Below are 21351 nucleotides of genomic sequence, written 5' to 3'. Positions count from 1 at the left end.
CACACCGCTAAAAATATATGGCACGAAAATCGCATGCCTCAAAGCCGCGTAATAACGGCATCATAGGTAAAATTACGGCCGACCTCAGGTTAAAGTTACTGTGTCCAATTCCCAGCGATTGCTGCCGGTCTTTTCCAACGGACCAAAAACCCGTTATTGTGCTGTATCGCGGCCGCCATGAGTCTTGCCGCCAGGCAAGAGCTGCGCTTCTTTTCCTCTAGCAGACGTAGCATCGCCGTTAACACCTTCGCCGCCACTGCAGAAAGCAAAAAATTAACAAATACATTAACATCGTCAATAATCGTAATAATAAACCTTAAAAACACAGTAAATACATAGCTCTAGCGATGAACAGGAGAAGCTATTAACGGCTCAATGTCGCCTCAAACCATGAAAAATCGCCGCCAGTTTTTTAACTCCGCTTTCCAGTTCCTGTGGTGTATAGGCTGCAAATCCCATGAGAAAACCGTTCTTTACATTTCCCATTACATGAAGGGATGACAATCCCGTTAAGGCAATACCCGCTCTTTGGGCAGCCTCAATCACGCTATTTTCAGCAATGTCACAGGTTAAAATGCACGGCATTTGCAAGCCGCCTGTCGGTATGCGCGGCTCGACAAAGTCTGCCAGATGGCTACGCACCAACCTTGTCAGCAACTCCAGCCTTTGGGCATAAATATTGCGCATCATCCGTACATAAGCGCCAAAATGTCCGCCTTCGATAAAGCGCGCCAAAGTGAGCTGCGGAAGTGATGCCGTGTGACCGTCAAGCAACGTACGGGCAATTGTCATCGGCTTCACCAGTTGTGGCGGCAAAACCGCATAACCAATCCGAAGCCCCGGAAAAAGAGATTTGGTGAATGTACCAATATAAATTGTCCGCTCATGCGGATCGAGTCCTTGTACACAAGCCATAGGTTTACCGGCATAGTGAAATTCGCTGTCATAATCATCTTCAATGATCCACGCTTTTCGCTCAGCCGCCCAATCAATCAATGCCAAGCGACGTTCCAGCGCCAAAGTTGCACCGGTCGGAAACTGATGGGATGGCGTTAGAAAAACAGCTTTTACGTTGCGTTGCTCTTGTAAAACAGGTTCAACTGCAATTCCTTGACCATCAACACGCACCGGTATCAAATCAATACCGGCGGCATCAAAGGCGCGTCGGGCACCATGATAAACCGGATCTTCAATAAAAATCCGCTCGCCTGCATCAAACAAAACATTTGCACATAATGTCATCGCCTGCTGCGAACTGGTCAATATCAACACCCGATCAGCCGTCGCGCGGGCACCACGCTCTAAATTCACATAATCAGCAATGACACGCCGCAAAGGTTCCGTTCCCTGCGGGTCCCCATGCAACAATGCATCATGACCAATTTCTTTTAGAACTTGCCGCCCCAAACGTTCCCAAAGCGCTAACGGAAAATTTCGCGTTTCAGGTACACCTGGCGCAAAACAATGCGGATGCAACATTTCATGCACGCCACCACCAGCATACATTGCTTGCCCACGCTTACTTAAAAAGCTCTCAGGTTTTAATGTAACGCCCTCACGTTTAATACGCCGCTGACGGGTACGAAAATCACTCACTTCCGCAACAAAGCTACCACTGCCCACACGTCGCTCGATAAAGCCGTCGGCATGAAGCTGCACATAAGCCGTCTCGACTGTATCACGTGAAACGCCAAGAGATTTTGCAAGCCCCCGAGACGGCGGCAGTGGTTTACCGGCAGCCAACACACCATCAAGAATTAATTGCCTGATCGCTCTTTGCACGCGGGCATGAAGTGGCATGGCTGCATGCGCCGGATTAACCAACCATGTCTTCACAGTTTCCAGTTGCGAATTTTTAAACAATTGGTCTGGCCATCCCTGCTAAATTGGCAGGGATTATCAGGCCAATGATAGGGTAGAAGTCAAGAAAAAAATTCAAACGCTCTCTTGCTTCACGGAGGCCACAATGTCGGCACATCCATCTTCCTCGCCAATAAGACTCACTGACCTGCCCCATCCGATTGTCGCGGGCCTGATTTCCGTTATTGTCAATTATGGCGGCACCTTTATTTTGGTTTTTCAGGCCGCTCGGATTGCAGGCCTCACACCAGAACAAACCGCATCATGGGTCTGGTCGGTTTCAATTGGTGTTGGTGTCACCGGTTTGTTTTTGAGCTGGAAATATCGGGAGCCACTCATCACTGCATGGTCGACACCTGCAGCCGCATTTCTCGTCACAGCATTGGCAACTACGCCTTATAATGAAGCAATCGGCGCCTATATGCTCTCGGCTGCGGCCTTTATCCTACTTGGTATCTCAGGTTATTTTGAAAAACTAATCAAACTCATTCCCACCGGCATTGCTTCAGGTTTGCTTGCAGGCATTCTGTTGCAGTTCGGGATTGGAGCTTTCGGTGGTGCCAGTGTTGATCCCAAGCTCGTCGGCCTGCTGGTCACATTCTATCTTTTACTGAAGCGTTTTTCCGCACGTTATGCAGTTGTCGGCATTTTGATTATCGGTTTGGCTTTTTTACTATTCCGGAATCAGGTCGATTTATCCGGCTTAAAATTGCAATTTGCTTATCCGGTATTCACGATGCCGGTCTTCACACTCAATGCCTTATTAAGTGTCGCGCTACCGTTATTTCTGATCACATTAACGGGTCAATATATGCCTGGAATGCTGGTTTTACGTAATGACGGCTTTAAAACCAGTGCCAATCCGATTGTAACCACCACCGGTCTTGGCTCGCTCATTATGGCGCCATTTGGTTCACATGCATTCAATATAGCTGCGATCACTGCGGCCATTGCAACCGGTCGTGAAGCCCACGAAGATCCGTCAAAACGCTGGATTGCAGGTATAGCAGCGGGCATATTCTACATTCTGGTTGGTGTCTTTGGCGTAACACTTGCCGCCGTTTTCATGGCTTTTCCTGCAACATTTATCACAACTTTAGCCGGACTGGCATTGCTTGGAACCATTGGCGGCAGTCTTGCAGGTGCAATGTCTGATCCATCTTCACGCGAAGCTGCACTTATTACGTTTTTAGCATCGGCCGCCAATATTAATATGTTTGGAATTGGCGGAGCATTCTGGGGTCTGGTTATTGGTTTGTTTTCGCATCTGTTGTTAAACGTAAAGATGCCCAAAAGACGATAAAATAATCGCTTATTAAACGATCATTTTAAATGCAAAAAGCTCCGGAATATCCCGGAGCTTTTTATTTCGTTTTCAATATTAACGCTCACCATTATACCCGCGCCGCTTCCAGTCTTGAAGCGGCATAATATCGGGCAAACCGCCTCCTGCTTCATACCAGGAATCCACAGCCCATTTCACACCAGATTTATCTTCTATAACAGCTGTCCAATGCGGATAGCGTCCGTCAATAAACGAACCACGTGTTGTTCGGCGTGACACCGTATGATGCTTTAACCAGCCACGGGATTGCAAGTATCGTAAAAAATGATCAGTATTGACCGATTCATCGACACAATCCATTTGACCTTTCACACGGCCTTTACCAAATTCCATTTTAGGTTTGTCACGTACACCAATAACAATTGTGCTGCGCTCTTCAAAAATGGCAACGGCAGTCCGCAATGCTTTTCTCTCATCCGCTGCATTGCGTTCGGATTTCTGCAAGAGATTGCGAATACGCTGTTCATCTTTAGATGTCAGCGTTACTTTTGTTTTATAATAGCAATCATAGCCATGACAAACATCAAAAGTTTGTGCAGAGGATGCAACTACAGGCATCATCAAGCCTACAAAAACATTAATACTCAATAATTTAATCAAATCATCACTCCGCATACGTTCTTATGCCGCAGTCATCACAATTAGGGGTTACCTAAAAACAGTAAACGCTCCACAAGCAATATACTGATATGGCCTGAACGCCGCAAAACGGAACAAGCGCTATCTCAAATAGGTCATAACAATAATAATATTGTAATGAAATCAATGAACCCCGAGCATGAATTTCAATTATACAAAAAAATTTAAATAATTGCCTTGTGGTGTTATTTGCTTCAACAGATCCATATCATGGCTGATAGCAAGTATGCCCATATTATGCTCTTTTACCAGATGCATTAATAGCTGCCATATCTGGGCTTGCGCGACCGGATCCAATGCCGCAGTAATTTCATCTGCTATCAAATATTCAGGTTTCGCACCAAGAGCACGTAAGATTGAAACACGTTGTAATTGGCCGCCTGACAGCTCATGCGGATAACGCTCCATCCATTCATCGCGTACATCAAGCCTTTTTGCATGTGCATGATCTACAGGGCCGGATTCAGTAATAATTTTGCCGATATTCCATCGGGGATTCATTGCATGAAGCGGGTTCTGATAAAGATAATGAACTGGCCAACTTGTTTTTGAATAAGCTGTTTTATTACCCAGCGTTATCGTTCCTCTGGATGGTGCATGCAAACCTGCAAGTGTGCGCCCTAAAGTTGTTTTACCGCATCCTGAAGGGCCGTAAACACAATAAATATTTCCCCGTTTCAATTTCAAAGAAACATCAGAGAACAAAACAGTCTTACCAAAACCTGCACTGATTTGATGTGCTTCAAGCATGAGTATAAAAACCGTTTTGGGGTAAGGCTTGCCACATTGCTTGCGCATAGGCCGACGAAAGCGCCTCACCTTTTCCTGCAAAAGCAGAGGTTGGTGCAAAGCAACATAGTTCGCCCTCATTGAGAAGAGCAACACTGTCTGCCCGCGACAGTGCCGGGATCAGATCATGGGTGATTAACATAACCGCTCCGCCATCATCGGCATATTTACGCAGTTTATCCAGCATATTGTTACGACTTTCCGGATCAAGCCCCGCAGTTGGTTCATCGGCAATCAGCAGTTTTGCTCCGCCTGCTGTTGCTTGTGCCATGAGAACCCTTCGCGCCATGCCACCAGAAAGCTGATGCGGATATAAATATGCGGTACTTTCTTCAAGACCAACAGCAGCAAGCCGCGTTACAACCTCCGGTTCGGCATCTGCTCTTTGAGCAGCCCAGCGAATTTGCGACCCAACAAGCGCGGTTGGATCGAGATAACTGATCTGTTGCGGTAATAGTGCTATTTCTTTGCCACGGATTCTTTTTGAATATTTTTCATCTAACCGTTTATTCTTGAAAAAAATCTCGCCGCTCTTGTCAATATTTTGAGGTAAAAGGCCAAGAATTGCATGCGCCAGCAAGCTTTTTCCCGCGCCTGAATGGCCAATAACCGCAAGCATCTCTCCTTCATTTATTTTGAGATTTATATCATTCAATCGGGTGATATTTTCCTGAGTAAAAAAGCTTTTGTATCGGCGGAAAGAGAGAGAAAAAGAGTTGATCTCAAGCATCAGGTTTGCGCCTCCCGCGGATTAATCAGGCGGCGCAAACCATTGGCCAGCACATCAAAGCTTAAAACCATAATTAAAAGCGCTATACCCGGGAATAAAGCAAGCCACCATCGCCCAGCACTAATATGGCGCATTGCTTCTGACAGCATAATGCCGATAGCTGGACGGGATGGCTCCAGACCAAAGCCCAGGAATGTCAGGCTTGCTTCATGCAATATCGCATGCGGAAACATCAATAAAAACCCGACAAACATTTGCGGCAACAAATGCGGCACTATGTGATTGATCAAAATAAATGCACGAGAACGGCCAAAGCTTCTTGAAGCTTCAATCCATAGCTCGGAACGGATCTGCATGAGTTCAGCTCTCAGCACGCGTGCAAAACGCGGCCAATGAGAAATAGCGACAGCAATGATGACCGCTTGGGTACCGCCGCCCAATGCAAAGCAAATCAATACCAAGAGAACCAGATGCGGCATCGACAGCACGCCATCCATGATAAAACAGGAAATCGCGTCAGCAATTTTGCCAAAACCCGCAAGTAAGACAATAACAAGAGCAATGATGACGGAAAAACCTGCAGCGAGGATACCCACACGAAGGCTTAATGTCAGACCATGTAATGTACGGGCAAACATATCTCTGCCCATTTGGTCTGTGCCAAACCAATGGCTCCATGATGGTGATAGATTACGTGCATTAAAATCAGCTCGAATGCCACTATCACCAAAGGCCCATGCAGCGATCACAATTGCCGAGATTAACACCAAAGCAAATGTCGTACTGATAGCAGCACGGATACGACCATTCAAAACCTGACTAGTCATGCACCCTCCGCAATCTCGGATCGACAAGCCGATAAAGAAGGTCTGCAATCATATTTCCGGTTGCAACGATCACCGTCGTTACAATGGCAATGGCTAATAATAATGGTACGTCACCGCGCATACCGGCTTCAACCGTTGCTCTTCCAAGCCCCGGCCATGCAAAGACCTGTTCAGCCAGAATAGCTCCGCCAAATATTTCCCCTATCGATGCGAAAAACACGGTGAGTGCGGGTAAGGCAGCATTACGAACGCCATGACGCAAAATCAAATCAATGCGGCTGGCCCCTTGGGCGCGCGCAAAGACGATGTAATCAGAGCGCAGGACTTCAATCAATTTAGCGCGCGAATGCAGCGTAATTTGCGCTATGCCAAAAAGCGTCAACACCGTAAGCGGTAAAATCAAATGATGGATGCTTTGCCACCATGTTACTTGATCAAAGGGAACGCCGATTGGCCCCGAACAGCAAATTGGTGTCCAACCCAGCTGCACAGAAAAGACCGTCAACATCAGCATTGCCAGCCAGAATGTCGGCGTTGCAGCAAGCACGTAACAATAGACACGGATGGAGCGATCGATCCAGCTTCCCTCGAAGGAGGCAGAAATCAAACCAAGGATAAAGCCAAGAAGACCTGAAAGCAGCCAAGCAAAACCTGCCAGTGCAAGTGTTGCGCCAATACGCCCGCGCAAAACCTCTGCAACCGAGGTATTATAAGTAATGCTGTAACCAAGATCGCCACGCAACAAGCCGCCTGCCCAGCTTAAAAATTGCTCGTGATAGGGGCGATCCAACCCCCATATAGCGGCAATTTGCAATTTTTGTTCCGGCCCGACCTTTGCAATTGCAGGGCCAAGATAAATGTTGACCGGATCAATTGGTGACATCTTCATCAGCATAAAAACTGAAAAGGCGACACACACGACCAACCCGATCAGCCGGAGCAATTGCAGTGTGATCAGATGCAATAAAGATAGCTTCAATTGCAGGTCCAGCGCCAATTGGCAATTGTTGTTGTAATCGGCCAACCATGACCATGTGGTTCAATTTGTGTTTTACCCATATCAAGACAATTATTGACGAGGTAAACATGGTCAAAATTAATCAGCCATGCCCATGAATTATCACCTTTATTACCATAATAATCCGCAGCTTCAGCCCAGAACGGCATCGATGCCTCGATACTTTCTGCGGCTTGAGCCTTTTCGAAAAACTCGTCCGCTTTAGGATTACTATAATAGGTTGGGTTCATATATTCGATACCGGCCACTTTACCGGCAAACAAAGAATAAACTTCATAAGGTGAATGGCTGCCAAAACCAAACAAAATCGGTTCGGAATGCATAACCTGTCCGATAGCATCCCAGCTCCCGCCACGCGGTGTTGCTTCAATGCCTAACGGCAGAAGTAATTCAGCGGATGTTTCAGCCAAGGCTTGGCGACTGGCATCACTGGCCGGATAGTAAAGAGCAAACGCTGCACGCACACCATCTTTGCTGCGGATGCCGTCACTACCCACAATCCAGCCCGCTTCATCCAGAAGCGCCTTGGCACCATCAAGATCAAAATCAACACGATCGGCCTTCCCGGCCCATGGCAAACCATCGGCCGGGCCGTAAGCAGGTGTGCCATGTCCCTGTACAGCTACATCGACGACCAATTGACGGTCAATACCCATATTGATGGCCTTGCGGATTGCCGGATCGGATGTCACAGCATTGCCGACTTTACGCCCGTCAATGGTTTGGGGTTTGATAAATGGCAGGCTTATTCCACGATTGTCGACGGTCTGCACCGGTACTGCACGAAATCCATTGGGAACGGCGTCAGCCAATTGTGAAGGTACAGCCACCAAATCAACAGCCCCAGCATTTGCAGCAACCAGCCCTGAATCGGCTCCGGTAAAGAGGAATGTAATCTGCTTAAACGGAGATTTTTCACCGTAATAAGCATCATTTCGCTCAACGATCAGCTGTTCACCTTCATTCCAAGACACCAGTTTATAGGGACCGGAGCCAATTGGCTTGCGTCCGTAATCAGACCCATAACTGCTGGCTGGTACAATTCCGAGCGTATAAAAAGCTTCAACAAAGGTAATCCAAGGCTTAGTCAAAGCGAAGCGGACAGTATGATCGTCAACGGCCTCCACCTTTTCCAAAACAGCTAAATCCAGTGAATTAGCAGAGGTTTTTGCATTATTAAAAGTAAAGACAATGTCTTCTGCAGTGACTGGTGTACCGTCGGAAAACTGCACATCCTCGCGCAGTTTGACAGTCCATATTTTTCTGTCATCCGACAAAGACCATGCAGTTGCAAGATCCGGAATGGTTTCAAGATTGATACCACGGCGCAACAAGGTCGATTGAAATAATGGATTACCATAAGTACCCCAGCCGGTCAGCGGATCAAAACCGTTATCAGACTCACCGCCGATGGCAAGAACAAGCGACTCTTTTGGCGCGGCATGCACTGCTGTCATAAGACTGAGCGTTGTAACGACGGCGCATGAAACAGATGTCCAATTCAAAATGCTCTCCCAGTATGATGATCTTTTAAAATTATCATACTTCTTTACTTAGCCAACGCAATACTTAAACAGAAAAATAATCATAATTCTTACATAGCAAAAAACAAAAAAGCGCCCATGAAAATCTATACACAGGCGCTTTATAGAAGTATATTTATCTTTTATATCAATGAAATACTACTTATCGGCACGTTGTTTGATACCCCAAAGCCCGTAAGCGCTTTCTCCGTACATACTATCGTCAAGGCCTTCCATCTGCACCTCATCCGAGACACGAAGTGTACCGGTTGAATCCAGAATCTTAAGAAGAACTACTGTGACAATCCATGCATATACTGCGACAATAACAATCGCCAGAGCCTGAACTCCAAATTGGTAGAGGCTGGCGGAGACCGCATTGATGCTTGAGCTTGCTGCAACACCAATAAGCAATGCACCGGTAACCCCGCCAACACCGTGAGCGCGCCATACCTCCAGTGTATCGTCGACCTTAAGCCATTTTTGAACATATTTTGCATTAAAGCAAACGGATGCACCGACCGCACCAATAAGCAATGCCGCCATTGGCTCCACATAACCTGCGGCCGGAGTAATGGTTGCAAGACCAGTCACTGCGCCGACCAGAATACCCGAGAAAGATGGATGGCCTGTTTCTTTCCACTCCCAGAACATCCAGACAAGCATTGCAATTGCCCCGGAAAGCATGGTGTTTGTGAAAGCGTATGCCGCCAAAGCATCTGCTGCATAGGCACCACCCGCGTTAAAGCCGAACCAGCCGAACCACAAAAGGCCTGCACCGACCGCAACAATCGGCAAACTTGCCGGCTCTGTTTTAGCTGAACCCGGTGCAACTTTTCGCTTGCCCAGATATTTGGCTGCTGCCAAAGCTGAAAAACCTGCTGAAGCGTGAATGACGATACCACCGGCAAAGTCCACAACACCAAGTTTAGCGAGGAAACCACCGCCCCAAACCCAGTGTGCAACAGGCAAATAAACAATGATGGTCCAGAGTGCAACAAAGATCAGATAGGATGCAAAGCGAATACGCCCCACAATAGCGCCGGTCATCAGAGCCGGTGTGATGATCGCAAACATCATCTGATATGCGAAAACCATAATAAAGGGAATATTGGGAGCCATCTCGGCATTTGGTGCAATACCAACATGATACATACCGAAATAGGTACGAATATCACCAACAACACCACCTATAGATGGCCCAAATGCCATACTGAAACCGCCAAAAACCCAGATGAGACCGACAACACCCATACAGACAAAATTCTGTATCATGATGGAAAGGACGTCACGCTGTTTGACGAGACCGCCATAAAACAAGGCCAGTGCCGGTGTCATCATACACACCAGCGCCGTACAGATTAGAATAAAGGCTGTATCACCTGCGTTGATTGTTTGCATTGGTTTTTCTCTCTTTGCGCAAATTCAAACTTAATTTAGATGAACCTATTTGTCGTGCAGCTGATGCTGCACAACTGGCTTGTGCGGATGTGGCGCAAGAAATTTCTTCGGTGCGATAAACAGATACATTGTCAGCACATAAGGTGCGGTAAATGAAGGTAAACCAAAAGGTGACATAATCACATCATATGCACCTTGAACAAATACCGTCGCGATTGTTGCCAAAACGGCGTAAATAACAACCTTGGTCGACGTTTTAAGGAAGATTACACTGACTGCAAGTGCTGTCAGAACAGCGCTGAAACCGTATAATCCCTGAATAACAACCGAAGGATCAGCGCGCATAACAATGGCACAAATCAGTGCGATCAATGATCCGGCTGCTGTTGCAATACCTGCCGGTATTGAAGCAATAAATATACCGGCGAGAATAATCACACCGCTCACTGCACTGCCCAGCAAAAAGACTTGGGCTATATTGCGAAAGAATATTTCTACCAGTTCCATTACGGAAGGGATAACAGTCGTGCCGCTCATATAATCAGATGCAAGTTTTGCTGCATCACCGGACACATTCAGCGAACCAAATGAATAAGCACCGGCCACCATGAGCCAGCCAGTCAAAACAAATGGCCCTGTCGAACCCGGAATACCCCAGCTTTTTGTCAATGTTGCACTAAAAGCTGCAGTAACAACCGTACTGATAGCGGCACCAATGATGATGTAAAACCATAATTGCGGGGAAGCAGTAATGAATGTCGGTAACGCTGCCCCTACCAATATACCGTTAAATCCGAAAAGACCGGAATTAATTGAGCCTTCATCACAATCAAGCAATTGTGCGGTGACAGTTGCCACAAAAAGACCAATGACTGCACCAATTGCTATAGCCCATATGCCGCTTAAATATGAGGCGTAACCAATCGCAATAAGAAATAATAATCCCGTTACAGCATTCTCCATAAAGAAAACCTGACTTGCACCACGCAGGTAAACTGATAGAAAATTATCCTTCTTCACTACCATCTCAAAGCCCCCCTTTGCCTTTTAACGCCATAGAAATTCTTCAGGTAAAGTCCGCCCCCGAACTTCCTCACGCACAATTTTCCAAAAGTTTTTGACTTCAGCGCGGACATCATAACTTTCAAGGCCAACTACGCGTAAAATCAATCCGGCATTATTGGGCAGTGTGGAAGCACCAGAAATCACACGCGGTGATTCAGTGCTGAAATTAACAGCAACACGCTCTTTAATCCGCGCTGCAATATCAGGCGGTGTGATACAAACAATATTGGCAAACGCATCAAAACCACCCATGACTGCAGCAAAATCAATGGTGGAATTCCCCTTTTCAATCAAAATCTTATCAACAAACAATCGCTTCCCGTCAGGACGACGTGCGGTCATCTGCAAAGAAAGCAAATCAAAACCAAAACGCTCATCTTCGTGATGATATTTACGGCCGGACATCACCATTTCTCCATAGAGCAGTGTGGCACTCTCATCGATGGTGATGTCTGTATGATTGATAAAGCGCGAGTCGCGATAGGGTATCGTAAAATCCGGCAGATATTCCAGATATGACCCAGCTTCCAGTTTTACAGTCTGATATTGCGACGCATAATTGGCATCCATACGATGAATACGATTGGCACTTTGCGAATTAACCTGCGCATAGGCAGCTTCACCGACCGTAATATCAATTTTATACCGGTCTCCCTGCAAAATACCACCACCAACGGAAATAATTGAGCATATAGGGAGTTCCGGCATTGCCTCATCCCAGTACAAAGCTTGTTGTACTAAAAGAGGAGCCACACGATAAAGATCATGCAAGACCGAGCGTCCGTTACGAATGGAAAAACCCAAACGTAATTCACCGATCTTGCCAGGACCGGCAGCGCGCATTTGTGCAGGTTGCGTATGGTAATTACGCAATTCACGCGCTTTATCAATGTGACTTAGTCTTTCATGCAATCTCATAGTAATTATCCGGCATTTTCTGCTGGACGTTTCGTCTCTACGTCAAACAGTGCCATATCGAGAACAAGCTGCAGGAGCTCATCAACACCTTCACCCGTTTTACAATTGGTGAAAACAAAAGGTTTTTTGCCGCGTACGAGTTTGGAATCACGCTCCATAACCTCAAGACTTGCTCCAACATAAGGTGCAAGATCTGTTTTATTAATAATCAGAATATCTGATTGGCAGACACCGGCACCATTTTTGCGTGGAATTTTTTCACCACCGGCCACGTCAATCACATAAATGAAAAAATCAGCCAAAGCAGGACTAAAAGTCAGGGTGAGATTATCACCGCCCGATTCAATTAAAATAACATCACTGTCAGGATATTTTTCTTCCAACTCCTCACAGGCGGCAATATTCATTGATGGATCTTCACGCACAGCCGTATGAGGGCAAGCACCTGTTTCTACACCAACAATTTTTTCTTCAACAAGAACGCCGCTCAATGTACGACGTACCTGTTTGGCATCTTCTGTCGTAACCACATCGTTGGTAATAATCAGCGGTTTAATGCCGAGTTCCAACAAGCGGGGAGTAAGCGTTTCAATAACGGCAGTTTTTCCAGAGCCTACAGGTCCACCAATGCCGATACGGGTAATTTTTTTCATAATTTATTCCTGCGATTAACACTATTCAGTTCATGAACAGGTGAACAAAGGCTTTCACGTGATGGGCAACCAAAACATCAAAAACGGGTGCGAAGCTGGACATCTCGTCTAGTGACAAATCCTGAATAGCAACATAATCACCTTCGACCCGCTCCTGCACCTCAAAGAGAATGCGCTGGGTTTGAAGGTGATCAATCCGCATCAAACGAACTGCAGCGCTTAAGATCATGGTAGCGACGCCATATTGATGAATGACGAAAGCTTGCTGTTCATCAGCGCCCAAATGCGCCAGCGCCAAGGCTTGACCGACAGGATAACATCCTGGCGTTTGACCTGTTTTGATCTTTTTGAGCCAGCTATGAAGGCACGGAAAATCATCAATTTTGATTGCTAACTCAGCAAATTTCTTACCCATACGGGAAAGCATCATCTGCTGTTCTTCGCCCATACGACGATCCCACAGCTCATAATCTGCAGCGATAATTGTAGCTTCATCATCCAGTTTATAAGCACGGTGGGCATGCAAAAATGCGATACCATCCATGTGAGCAGTCTGACGTAACACAAGTTCGACAAATTGCTTCAAGCTGGCAGCATCTTTGACAATTTTGGTTTGAATTGCGGATTCCAAGCCATTGGAAAAAGCAAATGATCCAACCGGCAAGGTCGAATCTGCAAATTGCTGCAAGCGTGCCTGCAGCGCCATATTTTGCATATTCGAGAATGCCGAATGTTTTATGCCTGACATAACTTACCCGTGATGATGATCGTGGGAGTGACTGTGATGATGGTCGTGCTCATGCTCATGATCGTGAGAATGATTATCGTCATGAGAGTGGGTATGTGAATGTACGTGATCATGGTGATGATGCGGAGTTGCATCAGCACCAGCAAACAACATCCGCGCTTCTTTTGCGTCTAACAATGCCGCAATTTCTTCACCTGGAGCAAAGCGTGTACTCACGTGACTAAAGGCATGGGTGCGCATAACCGAAGCCATAACTTTTTGATCCACAGAGAGCGGAACATAAACAGTTGAGCCCTTGATAACGGCAGGCCAATGCTGATTACCTAATCCGTGCCCAAGTTCAAAACAGGTACGCAAAATCTCCAAAGGCTCAAGTGCTTCAAGCCCCTGAAGTTCAATAACCAACACCTCTTTAAGTGCAATACGTGCTGTTACAATGATATTATTTTCATCATCATAATAAAGAACATCACCATTTTGCAGATGTTCCGAGCGAGGCAGAGAAATTGCTAATTCGAGACCACCTTCACTGGTTTTACGCAGACGGCTCTTTGGCGCTTCCCATTGCTCCAATACGAGATGATCAACCTTCGCATGATGTGAACGCTCATGCCAAACCGTATCTTTAATATTACCAAGAATTTTCTCGACGAGAATCATACTTCCTCCGGAAGCTTAGCTAAATACGCATCAACATTCTGAACAATTCCAAAGACTGTATATTAACTCTCAAAAGAACACACTCAGTGCTGATGTCGAATAACATTATTGTTCTATAAAAGTTACGGGAAGGCGTTGTGATTGCCTTCCCGTAATCTCCCGTCAGCTAAAGAAATGGAGCTGGCCCATTGGAATGCTTGTCGCCGGTTCAACGGTTGCATGCTTGCCATCGACTGTAACAGCAAATGTTTCCGGATTAACTTCGATTGTTGGCAATGCATCATTGCGCACCATCGATTTTTTACCAACAGTACGGGTGGCGTAGACCGGCATAACCTGTGACTGCAACTGATAGCGCTCAACAATGCCGTCTTCCATCGCCGCATGGGACGTGAAGGTAACACGGGTTTTCGGCAGTGCCGAACCGAGTTGACCAAACATCGGACGATAAATAACGGGCTGAGGTGTCGGCAGCGATGCATTCGGGTCACCCATCATTGCCCACGAAATTAAACCACCCTTGATGACCATCTTAGGCTTGGCAGCAAAGAATGCCGGCTCCCAAAGCACAAGATCAGCCATTTTGCCGACTTCAACCGAACCAATCACATGGGAAATCCCCTGTGCAATTGCCGGATTAATCGTCACTTTAGCAACAAAACGCAGCACGCGCTGATTGTCATTGCCTGAAGTGTCACCTTCATAAGCACCAAAACGGGTTTTCATCAGATGCGCGGTCTGAATAGCACGCAACCAATTTTCACCGATGCGGCCCATTGCCTGACTGTCACTGGAGATAATGGAAATTGCACCAATATCATGCAGAACGTTTTCAGCCGCAATCGTTTCCGGACGCACACGGCTTTCAGCAAAAGCAACGTCGGTCGGAATTTTCGGGCTGAGATTGTGACAGATCATGGTCATGTCGAACAATTCAGCCTGCGAGTTGATACCATAAGGCAGCGTCGGATTGGTCGAACTAGGCAACACATTGGACTGACCGGCTACGCGGATAATATCAGGTGCGTGACCACCACCAGCACCCTCTGTGTGGTAGGTGTGGATTGTGCGGCCTTCAAAAGCGGCAATGGTATTTTCAACGAAACCAGCTTCGTTCAATGTATCAGTATGGATACAAACCTGAATGTCATATTGGTCAGCGACACCAAGTGCTGCACGGATTGTTGCCGGTGTGCTGCCCCAGTCTTCATGGATTTTAAGACCGGCAACACCGGCGCGAATTTGTTCTTCCATTGGCAGAGCGGCAGAAACGTTGCCCTTACCAAGAACACCCGCATTAACCGGCCATCCATCGAAAGAACGAAGCATCATTTCGACGTTCCAGGTACCAGGGGTGATCGTGGTACCATTGGTGCCATCGGTTGGCCCGATACCGCCACCAAAAACCGTCGTAATACCGTTGCTCAAAGCTGCCTGCGCCTGCTGCGGTGAAATATAGTGCACATGCGCATCCATACCACCGGCAGTGAGGATCAAATGTTCGCCGGAGATCGCATCAGTTGCAGCACCAAGCGCAAGTCCTGGAGTAACGCCGTCCATAATTGCCGGATTACCAGCTTTACCAATACCACAGATCAGGCCATTTTTAACGCCGACATCCGCTTTGATAACACCCAGTTTAGCATCAACGATTGTCACGTTGGTTATGATAAGATCGGGCGCACCGGCAGCACTGGTCAATTCATTGTCGTAGCCCATGCCGTCACGCAAGGTCTTGCCACCACCGTAAACAGCCTCTTCACCATAAATGCGCAGATCTTTTTCAATTTCGATATAAAGATCGGTATCAGCAAGACGAATTTTATCGCCAGTCGTTGGACCATAAAGATCCGAATATTGCTTTCTGGAAATTTTAACCATGTCAAAAACCTGTTCGCTAGTATGTTTAAGGGAGCTGCTTACGGCTTATTTTTAAAACCGTACATTTCAACGCGCCCCATCGCATCGGCCAGGCGAGGACGGGCATCATTGTAGCTTTCATCTCCAACCCAGCCATCGACCAGATTATTGAAGCCAATGACACGCTGCTTACCTTGATAAGGAACCAGAACGACTTCTTTTTCGTCACCCGGCTCAAAGCGCAATGCAGTCGTTGCAGGAATATTCAAACGTTTACCAAAGGCCTGCATACGATCAAATTCAAGGTCATGGTTTACTTCGAAAAAATGGAAATGCGACCCGACCTGAATAGGCCGGTCACCGGTATTACGTACTTTAATCGTTACTGTTGGATAGCCAGCATTAATCTCGATATCGCCTTCAGCGAGAAGTAAGCCGCCAACCGGCACTTTAGGTGTATCTGCAGCCATAATGTTAACTCCCTGAGGACTATTGGATCGGATCATGAACAGTAATCAAACGGCTACCATCAGTAAAAACGGCCTCGACCTGGACATAAGGTATCATTTCAACAACACCTTCCATCACATCATCTCTGGTGATGGCTTTACGAGCCAAATCCATAACCTGCTCAACAGTTTTACCTTCACGGGCACCTTCAAGCGCAGCCGTTGCAATCAGAGAAACAGTTTCAGGATGGTTGAGCTTGAGGCCTTTATCTTTACGTGCCTGCGCTACCTGAGCAAGCGTGTAAATCATAAGCTTATCAATCTCGCGCGGGGTAAAATGCATTGAGAACCTCCTTAGTAACACCCTAAGTGAACCGGGCCATAATAAAACGCAACTTATGTAACTAACAAGAAACATACTATATTGATAATATCAATATAGCCTATTTGAAATTCATAAAAATAATAAAATCAACAATATCAATGCATTAACATAACGATAACATCAATGCAACAAACTATTATCATCATGTAATCCAATATATCCAAAATCCAGCCATCACCATTGAAAGCATAGTAACAACTGCACCGGCACGGAAAAACTCTATAAAAGATATTTTGATACCAGCTGAAGATGCATGCTCGACAGTAATAATTCCTGCCAAGCTACCGAAAATAATCAAATTACTTGAAAACCCGGTCCCCAAAACCAAAGCTGCGCCCAAAGCATCAACATCTATGGACGTGTTTATATAAGGCACAAGTAACATAACGGCAGGATTGTTCCCAACCAGATTGCTCAAAATCCCGCCAACTAAATACAAAGACAACGGATCATTTAAATCAAGCCCCATAGAGCGCAAATGACCAAGTAAATCCTGAGGCAAACCTGTTTTTGCAATCGCAGCATTGACCACGAACAATCCGGATATCAACAATAAAAGATCGATATCAACTTCTTTCAGCACATCTTTTGACGATATTTTTCGGCTGATCAACAAAACGCTTGCTGCGGCCAGGGCTATAATCTCATGTGGCCAATCACTGAAAACAAAAGCTAATATAACAGCAAAAGTAACGATCAAAGCCTTTGCCATTTCCAATCTATCAAGTTCCGGCTGCTTTAATATTGGCTTATCTGTTTTTGCCATATTCGGAAGTTGCCAACGTCCTCGATAAATTAATACGATAGCCCCCCATACAATCGGAAGTGATAATAATGCAGGAACCGCTGCTGCTTTAAGAAAATTGTTGAAAGACATTCCAAGTGTCTGTGCCGCTATCATATTTTGCGGACTACCTATTAATGTCGAGGTAGAGCCCGTGTTAACGGCAAAGCAAAATGCCAGCAAAAATGGTACCGGATTGAGTGAGCGAACCATTGTGACTGAAATCAAAAGCGGCACCATCGCTACAGCGACAACATCTTTGGTTAATATTGAAGACAATACAGCGCCCACAATAATGAAAACAGCAACCAGAAATGAGGGCTTAATATCCAAAGTCGCTAACTTCATTGATGCCCAGCCATAAAATCCGGAAATAGCGAACGTAGATGAAACGACCATAAGACCAAATAATAATCCTATTGTGGTATAATCAATAGCGATCCAGGCTTCTTTCCCGCTTATGCTGCCGATCACGATCATTGCCAACATGCCAACGACAGCCGCACCTGTACGATCGACCTTAAACCCCGGTAAAATCCCTAGCCCCATGACGAGGTAAACAAGGATAAATACTAAAAGGGTCTGATCCATTACTGTATAGCCTTACATATGAAAAATGATTGTGCCTGATGTTAATCGAGGCGCCTCTTCATGAATAGATCGATTTATTATTAAAATTGTATTTTTAATAATAAAATATAGCATAGACTGATAGCATCTTTGCCATGACATATCTAACATGAAAACAGGACAATCCTTTCCTAAACGAAAATATCCGCATGAACAGGACAAAAGAGGCTCTGAAATAATGCAGCGCATTACAATCACAATGGATGAAGACCTTGTGGATCAACTCGATGAAATGATTGAACTCAAAGGATATAGCAATCGTTCGGAAGCATTGCGGGATCTTGCCCGGGAGGGGATGAAGAACTACCGCGTTAAAAATGATCAACTAAGTGACTGCATCGGAGTTCTCAGTTATATATATGATCATGAAGCCAGAGAACTTGCTAAACGGCTGACTGCAACACATCATGAGCACCATAATTTGACCGTTGCCTCCATGCATATACATCTGGACAAAGATTATTGCCTCGAGGTCAGCTTATTGCGTGGGGGGGTCAAAGACGTCAAACATTTTTCAGATCTAATCACCTCGCAGCGTGCGGTTGTACATGGTGAATTAGCAATTATTCCTGTCAATAAATAACAATCCTGATTAAAATCACATATCTGACGATATAATTTAAAATCTGCCTGAACGTATAAAATTTGTCGGTCCAGTCTTTTAAATTACATCAAAAAATTACACTATAAAATCGGAACAAACAGACTCGAAATGCAGACATCATTACTTTGATGATGTAATTTTAAAAAACAGATCAAAAATATCGACCATAAAAATCACTCGTAAACAGGTCTAGTGTATATGTTGTATCAACCAGCGCATTGGCTTTACAATCTGTCTAAAAAAGCACCAAAGACAGATTTACCATGGCGCCAATCTCTACGCCTTGCGCTTGTTACAAGTATTCCACTGCTTATAGGTTTTTTAACAGGCGATTTAACCCCGACGATTCTTATCTGTCTTGGTGGTTTTCTAACAACATTATCTCTTACCAATGCCCCCTACCATACTTGTTTCCATCGTCTGACGATCATATTGCCTTTTGGTATGGCCGGTTATTTTTTAGGTGGTCTATTGGCCGCTCATGGCCTTTGGACAATCGCCGGAATTGTATTGATCTCGTTTATATCAGGTCTCATCAGCAGTTATGGCGCAGTCTTCGCTTTAGGTTGTATGCAACTACTTATCATGACTGTTGTATCTGCTCACGCAGCTCCCACAGCCGGTATTTGGGTCATGCCGGCATTCTTTCTATTGGGTGGCGTTCTATCGGCTATATTATTAAAAATTGAATCCAAATTATTCCCCAACAGACCTGAAATAGAACTCCTTTCAAAACTTTTAAAAAACCTTTCTGAATTCGCCAATATATCTGCCGACAAAAACAGCGAAGAAAAGGCCATCAGAAAAGCACAAAGTGATGTTTTGCAAGCGCAACTTGCTGCTTATCAGGCTCTTATCCATACGCAATCCCAGCAAGACGGACGCACACAAAGTGAAACACAAATCGCCGAAATATTGGCGATAACTGACCGCCTTACTGCACTCATTGCAAGCCGTACATATGATACAGCAATACTTAAACAAGTAACAGGCTGGCTCAATCAAATGAGCGCGTCTGTTACTTTAAAAATTAAGATCGATGTACCGGAAAAGCTTCAGCATGATAATAACTCGCTGCTCTATAATTTGAATAGCTTGAACGAAATTCTTTATCAATACGGCACCAAAACACCGGATGATTATCTGCTTTCCTTTTCAAAGCTGATGAAATCCTCAAAAACAATGCTTTATAATTTCAAGGCAAATTTAATATTTGGCCGCCATGTTGTTAATAATGCTCTGCGTTTAAGTTTCTGCATGCTGCTGGCACTCATTGCAGAGCACATTGTACCCGGGCAACGCTCTTACTGGCTGCCGCTCACTGTGGCAGTAATCATGAAATCTGATGCAGGCTCCATTTATGTTCGGGCTGTACATCGAAGTCTGGGCACAATCGTCGGTGTTATTGTAGCGATTGCAGTCTTTGCTATTTTTCCAAAAAATATCAGTTTGGTGGCTGTTGTATTTGTTTTCAGCCTGACGATACCTTGGGCAGGAGCAAAAAGTTATGCTTGGCAATGTGCCGTCATGACTCCTCTCATTCTTATCCTAATCGACCTTTTAGTACCAGGACCAACCGCGAATTACGGGCTGCAACGTATGGCAGATACTCTTATGGGAGCTGGCGTTGTACTCTTTTTTGGTTATTGGATTTGGCCGAAAACCGCGCCCTCATCTATTCGTAAAGAATTTTCAGCCGTTCTAAAGTTGTTAGCTTCGTACTTAGAAAGAATTGAAATAACGTCTGCTGATAATAAATCCGATAAATCAGTAATTACTGACAGCGCAGATATCAGACAACAAGTATATAAAAATTTATCGGATTTAAGAAGTCATGTTCAACTGGCCTTGGCAGAACCTTCACCTGTCAGCGATGAAGCCCGCGCCTGGGTTCCGGCGATAGCCGCGGCAGAAAGAATAGCAGATGGCATTACAACATTTGCGAGTTTATCTGATCAAAAACAGACAGCCACCAACATAAAAGATCTACAACAAACCATACAGGTTCTGCAATCTTTAATACAGAAAAATAATACTATAGAAACCAAAGTTGCTGATAGAGTTGCACCACCTCTGGCAAATGCAGCATCCAAAATTCTATTCGACATTCAAGAAAATGCATTCAGCATTCGTCAGCTGACAGTGAATAATCGCGTCCAGCCAGCATAAAATATTCAGCATAAAAATCATTCGGTCATTTAGATGACCGAATGAAAAAATACCATAGCACAATGCGATGGTCTGGATGGCGTGTCAAAAGACCTAATATCTTGTGCTCCGCACTCTCTTTGCATGTTGGTAAGTTTTTCCCGACAATCTGTTTCCGGTATCGTATCAGCTGCGTTTCAAAAAATGCGAAAGATGCAAATATCCTGCAACCGGCCAGTGGACTTGATGTGGTGGACGGCCTCCTGATCCGCTTTTGTGCGATAGTGTGGTTGTTTTTAAAAGCCACCAAGGAGA

At 45.4% G+C, this 21351-nt stretch carries 21 protein-coding genes; 4 read left to right on the top strand and 17 right to left on the bottom strand.

Going from position 1 to position 21351, the window contains the following annotated elements; all coding sequences use genetic code 11:
- Positions 1-372: 372 nt before the first annotated feature.
- Positions 373-1863 carry a MocR-like pyridoxine biosynthesis transcription factor PdxR gene (gene pdxR / locus JNC77_RS16730; protein WP_374834561.1) on the bottom strand — a complete coding sequence of 497 codons (1491 nt, stop codon included), beginning with the start codon at positions 1861-1863 and terminating at the stop codon, positions 373-375.
- A 103-nt stretch (positions 1864-1966) separates the two neighbouring features.
- Here pdxR and JNC77_RS16725 point away from each other — a divergent pair, with 103 nt between their 5' ends.
- Entirely contained in the window at positions 1967-3163 is a 1197-nt protein-coding gene (locus tag JNC77_RS16725; protein ID WP_374834559.1) for a benzoate/H(+) symporter BenE family transporter, read from the top strand.
- A gap of 78 nt (positions 3164-3241) precedes the next feature.
- Here JNC77_RS16725 and JNC77_RS16720 read toward each other — a convergent pair whose 3' ends face one another.
- From JNC77_RS16720 to JNC77_RS16645, 16 genes are all read right to left on the bottom strand, one after another.
- A complete protein-coding gene (locus tag JNC77_RS16720) occupies positions 3242-3805 on the bottom strand; it encodes a hypothetical protein (protein WP_374834557.1) in 564 nt (187 codons plus the stop codon).
- 189 nt (positions 3806-3994) lie between these two features.
- Complete coding sequence (locus JNC77_RS16715; RefSeq protein WP_374834555.1) at positions 3995-4594, bottom strand: ABC transporter ATP-binding protein; 600 nt, start codon at positions 4592-4594, stop codon at positions 3995-3997.
- Positions 4587-5363, bottom strand: a complete 777-nt coding sequence (locus JNC77_RS16710; protein ID WP_374834553.1) for an ATP-binding cassette domain-containing protein — start codon at positions 5361-5363, stop codon at positions 4587-4589. The genes JNC77_RS16715 and JNC77_RS16710 overlap by 8 nt, the downstream gene beginning before the upstream one ends.
- Positions 5363-6190: an ABC transporter permease gene (locus JNC77_RS16705; protein WP_374834551.1), complete on the bottom strand. Its 828-nt coding sequence runs from the start codon at positions 6188-6190 to the stop codon at positions 5363-5365. Before JNC77_RS16705 ends, JNC77_RS16710 begins: the two co-directional genes overlap by 1 nt.
- Positions 6183-7169: an ABC transporter permease gene (locus JNC77_RS16700; RefSeq protein WP_374834549.1), complete on the bottom strand. Its 987-nt coding sequence runs from the start codon at positions 7167-7169 to the stop codon at positions 6183-6185. Before JNC77_RS16700 ends, JNC77_RS16705 begins: the two co-directional genes overlap by 8 nt.
- Positions 7166-8713: an ABC transporter substrate-binding protein gene (locus JNC77_RS16695; protein WP_374834547.1), complete on the bottom strand. Its 1548-nt coding sequence runs from the start codon at positions 8711-8713 to the stop codon at positions 7166-7168. Before JNC77_RS16695 ends, JNC77_RS16700 begins: the two co-directional genes overlap by 4 nt.
- A gap of 177 nt (positions 8714-8890) precedes the next feature.
- Entirely contained in the window at positions 8891-10132 is a 1242-nt protein-coding gene (locus JNC77_RS16690; protein ID WP_374834545.1) for an ammonium transporter, read from the bottom strand.
- A 45-nt stretch (positions 10133-10177) separates the two neighbouring features.
- A complete protein-coding gene (gene yut / locus JNC77_RS16685) occupies positions 10178-11158 on the bottom strand; it encodes an urea transporter (protein ID WP_374834543.1) in 981 nt (326 codons plus the stop codon).
- Between the two features lie 21 nt (positions 11159-11179).
- The gene (locus tag JNC77_RS16680) at positions 11180-12115 is read right to left on the bottom strand and encodes an urease accessory protein UreD (protein WP_374834541.1); all 936 of its coding nucleotides are present in this window, start codon (positions 12113-12115) and stop codon (positions 11180-11182) included.
- Positions 12116-12120: 5 nt separating this feature from the next.
- Positions 12121-12768, bottom strand: a complete 648-nt coding sequence (gene ureG, locus JNC77_RS16675) for an urease accessory protein UreG (protein ID WP_374834539.1) — start codon at positions 12766-12768, stop codon at positions 12121-12123.
- 25 nt (positions 12769-12793) lie between these two features.
- On the bottom strand, positions 12794-13516 hold the full coding sequence (locus JNC77_RS16670) for an urease accessory protein UreF (RefSeq protein WP_374834537.1): 723 nt from the start codon (positions 13514-13516) through the stop codon (positions 12794-12796).
- Positions 13517-13519: 3 nt separating this feature from the next.
- Positions 13520-14176 (bottom strand): urease accessory protein UreE, encoded by a 657-nt coding sequence (locus JNC77_RS16665; RefSeq protein ID WP_374834535.1) that lies wholly within the window; start codon positions 14174-14176, stop codon positions 13520-13522.
- 162 nt (positions 14177-14338) lie between these two features.
- Complete coding sequence (locus tag JNC77_RS16660) at positions 14339-16057, bottom strand: urease subunit alpha (RefSeq protein ID WP_374834533.1); 1719 nt, start codon at positions 16055-16057, stop codon at positions 14339-14341.
- 38 nt (positions 16058-16095) lie between these two features.
- Entirely contained in the window at positions 16096-16542 is a 447-nt protein-coding gene (gene ureB, locus JNC77_RS16655; protein ID WP_374834531.1) for an urease subunit beta, read from the bottom strand.
- Positions 16526-16828: an urease subunit gamma gene (locus JNC77_RS16650; protein ID WP_374834529.1), complete on the bottom strand. Its 303-nt coding sequence runs from the start codon at positions 16826-16828 to the stop codon at positions 16526-16528. Before JNC77_RS16650 ends, ureB begins: the two co-directional genes overlap by 17 nt.
- 184 nt (positions 16829-17012) lie before the next feature.
- Complete coding sequence (locus JNC77_RS16645) at positions 17013-18245, bottom strand: ArsB/NhaD family transporter (RefSeq protein WP_374834527.1); 1233 nt, start codon at positions 18243-18245, stop codon at positions 17013-17015.
- Between the two features lie 217 nt (positions 18246-18462).
- Here JNC77_RS16645 and nikR point away from each other — a divergent pair, with 217 nt between their 5' ends.
- The 3 genes from nikR to JNC77_RS16630 form a co-directional block, all read left to right on the top strand.
- A complete protein-coding gene (gene nikR, locus JNC77_RS16640) occupies positions 18463-18867 on the top strand; it encodes a nickel-responsive transcriptional regulator NikR (RefSeq protein ID WP_374834563.1) in 405 nt (134 codons plus the stop codon).
- Between the two features lie 219 nt (positions 18868-19086).
- Complete coding sequence (locus tag JNC77_RS16635) at positions 19087-21057, top strand: FUSC family protein (protein ID WP_374834525.1); 1971 nt, start codon at positions 19087-19089, stop codon at positions 21055-21057.
- Between the two features lie 101 nt (positions 21058-21158).
- Positions 21159-21351: hypothetical protein (locus JNC77_RS16630; RefSeq protein WP_374834523.1), on the top strand; the 193-nt coding region annotated here is incomplete at its 3' end.

It is taken from the genome of Paenochrobactrum pullorum, from assembly GCF_041929845.1.
GTDB lineage: Bacteria > Pseudomonadota > Alphaproteobacteria > Rhizobiales > Rhizobiaceae > Paenochrobactrum > Paenochrobactrum pullorum.
The sequence above is the reverse complement of the archived record's forward strand: the minus strand, read 5'-3'. Positions and strand labels throughout refer to the sequence as shown.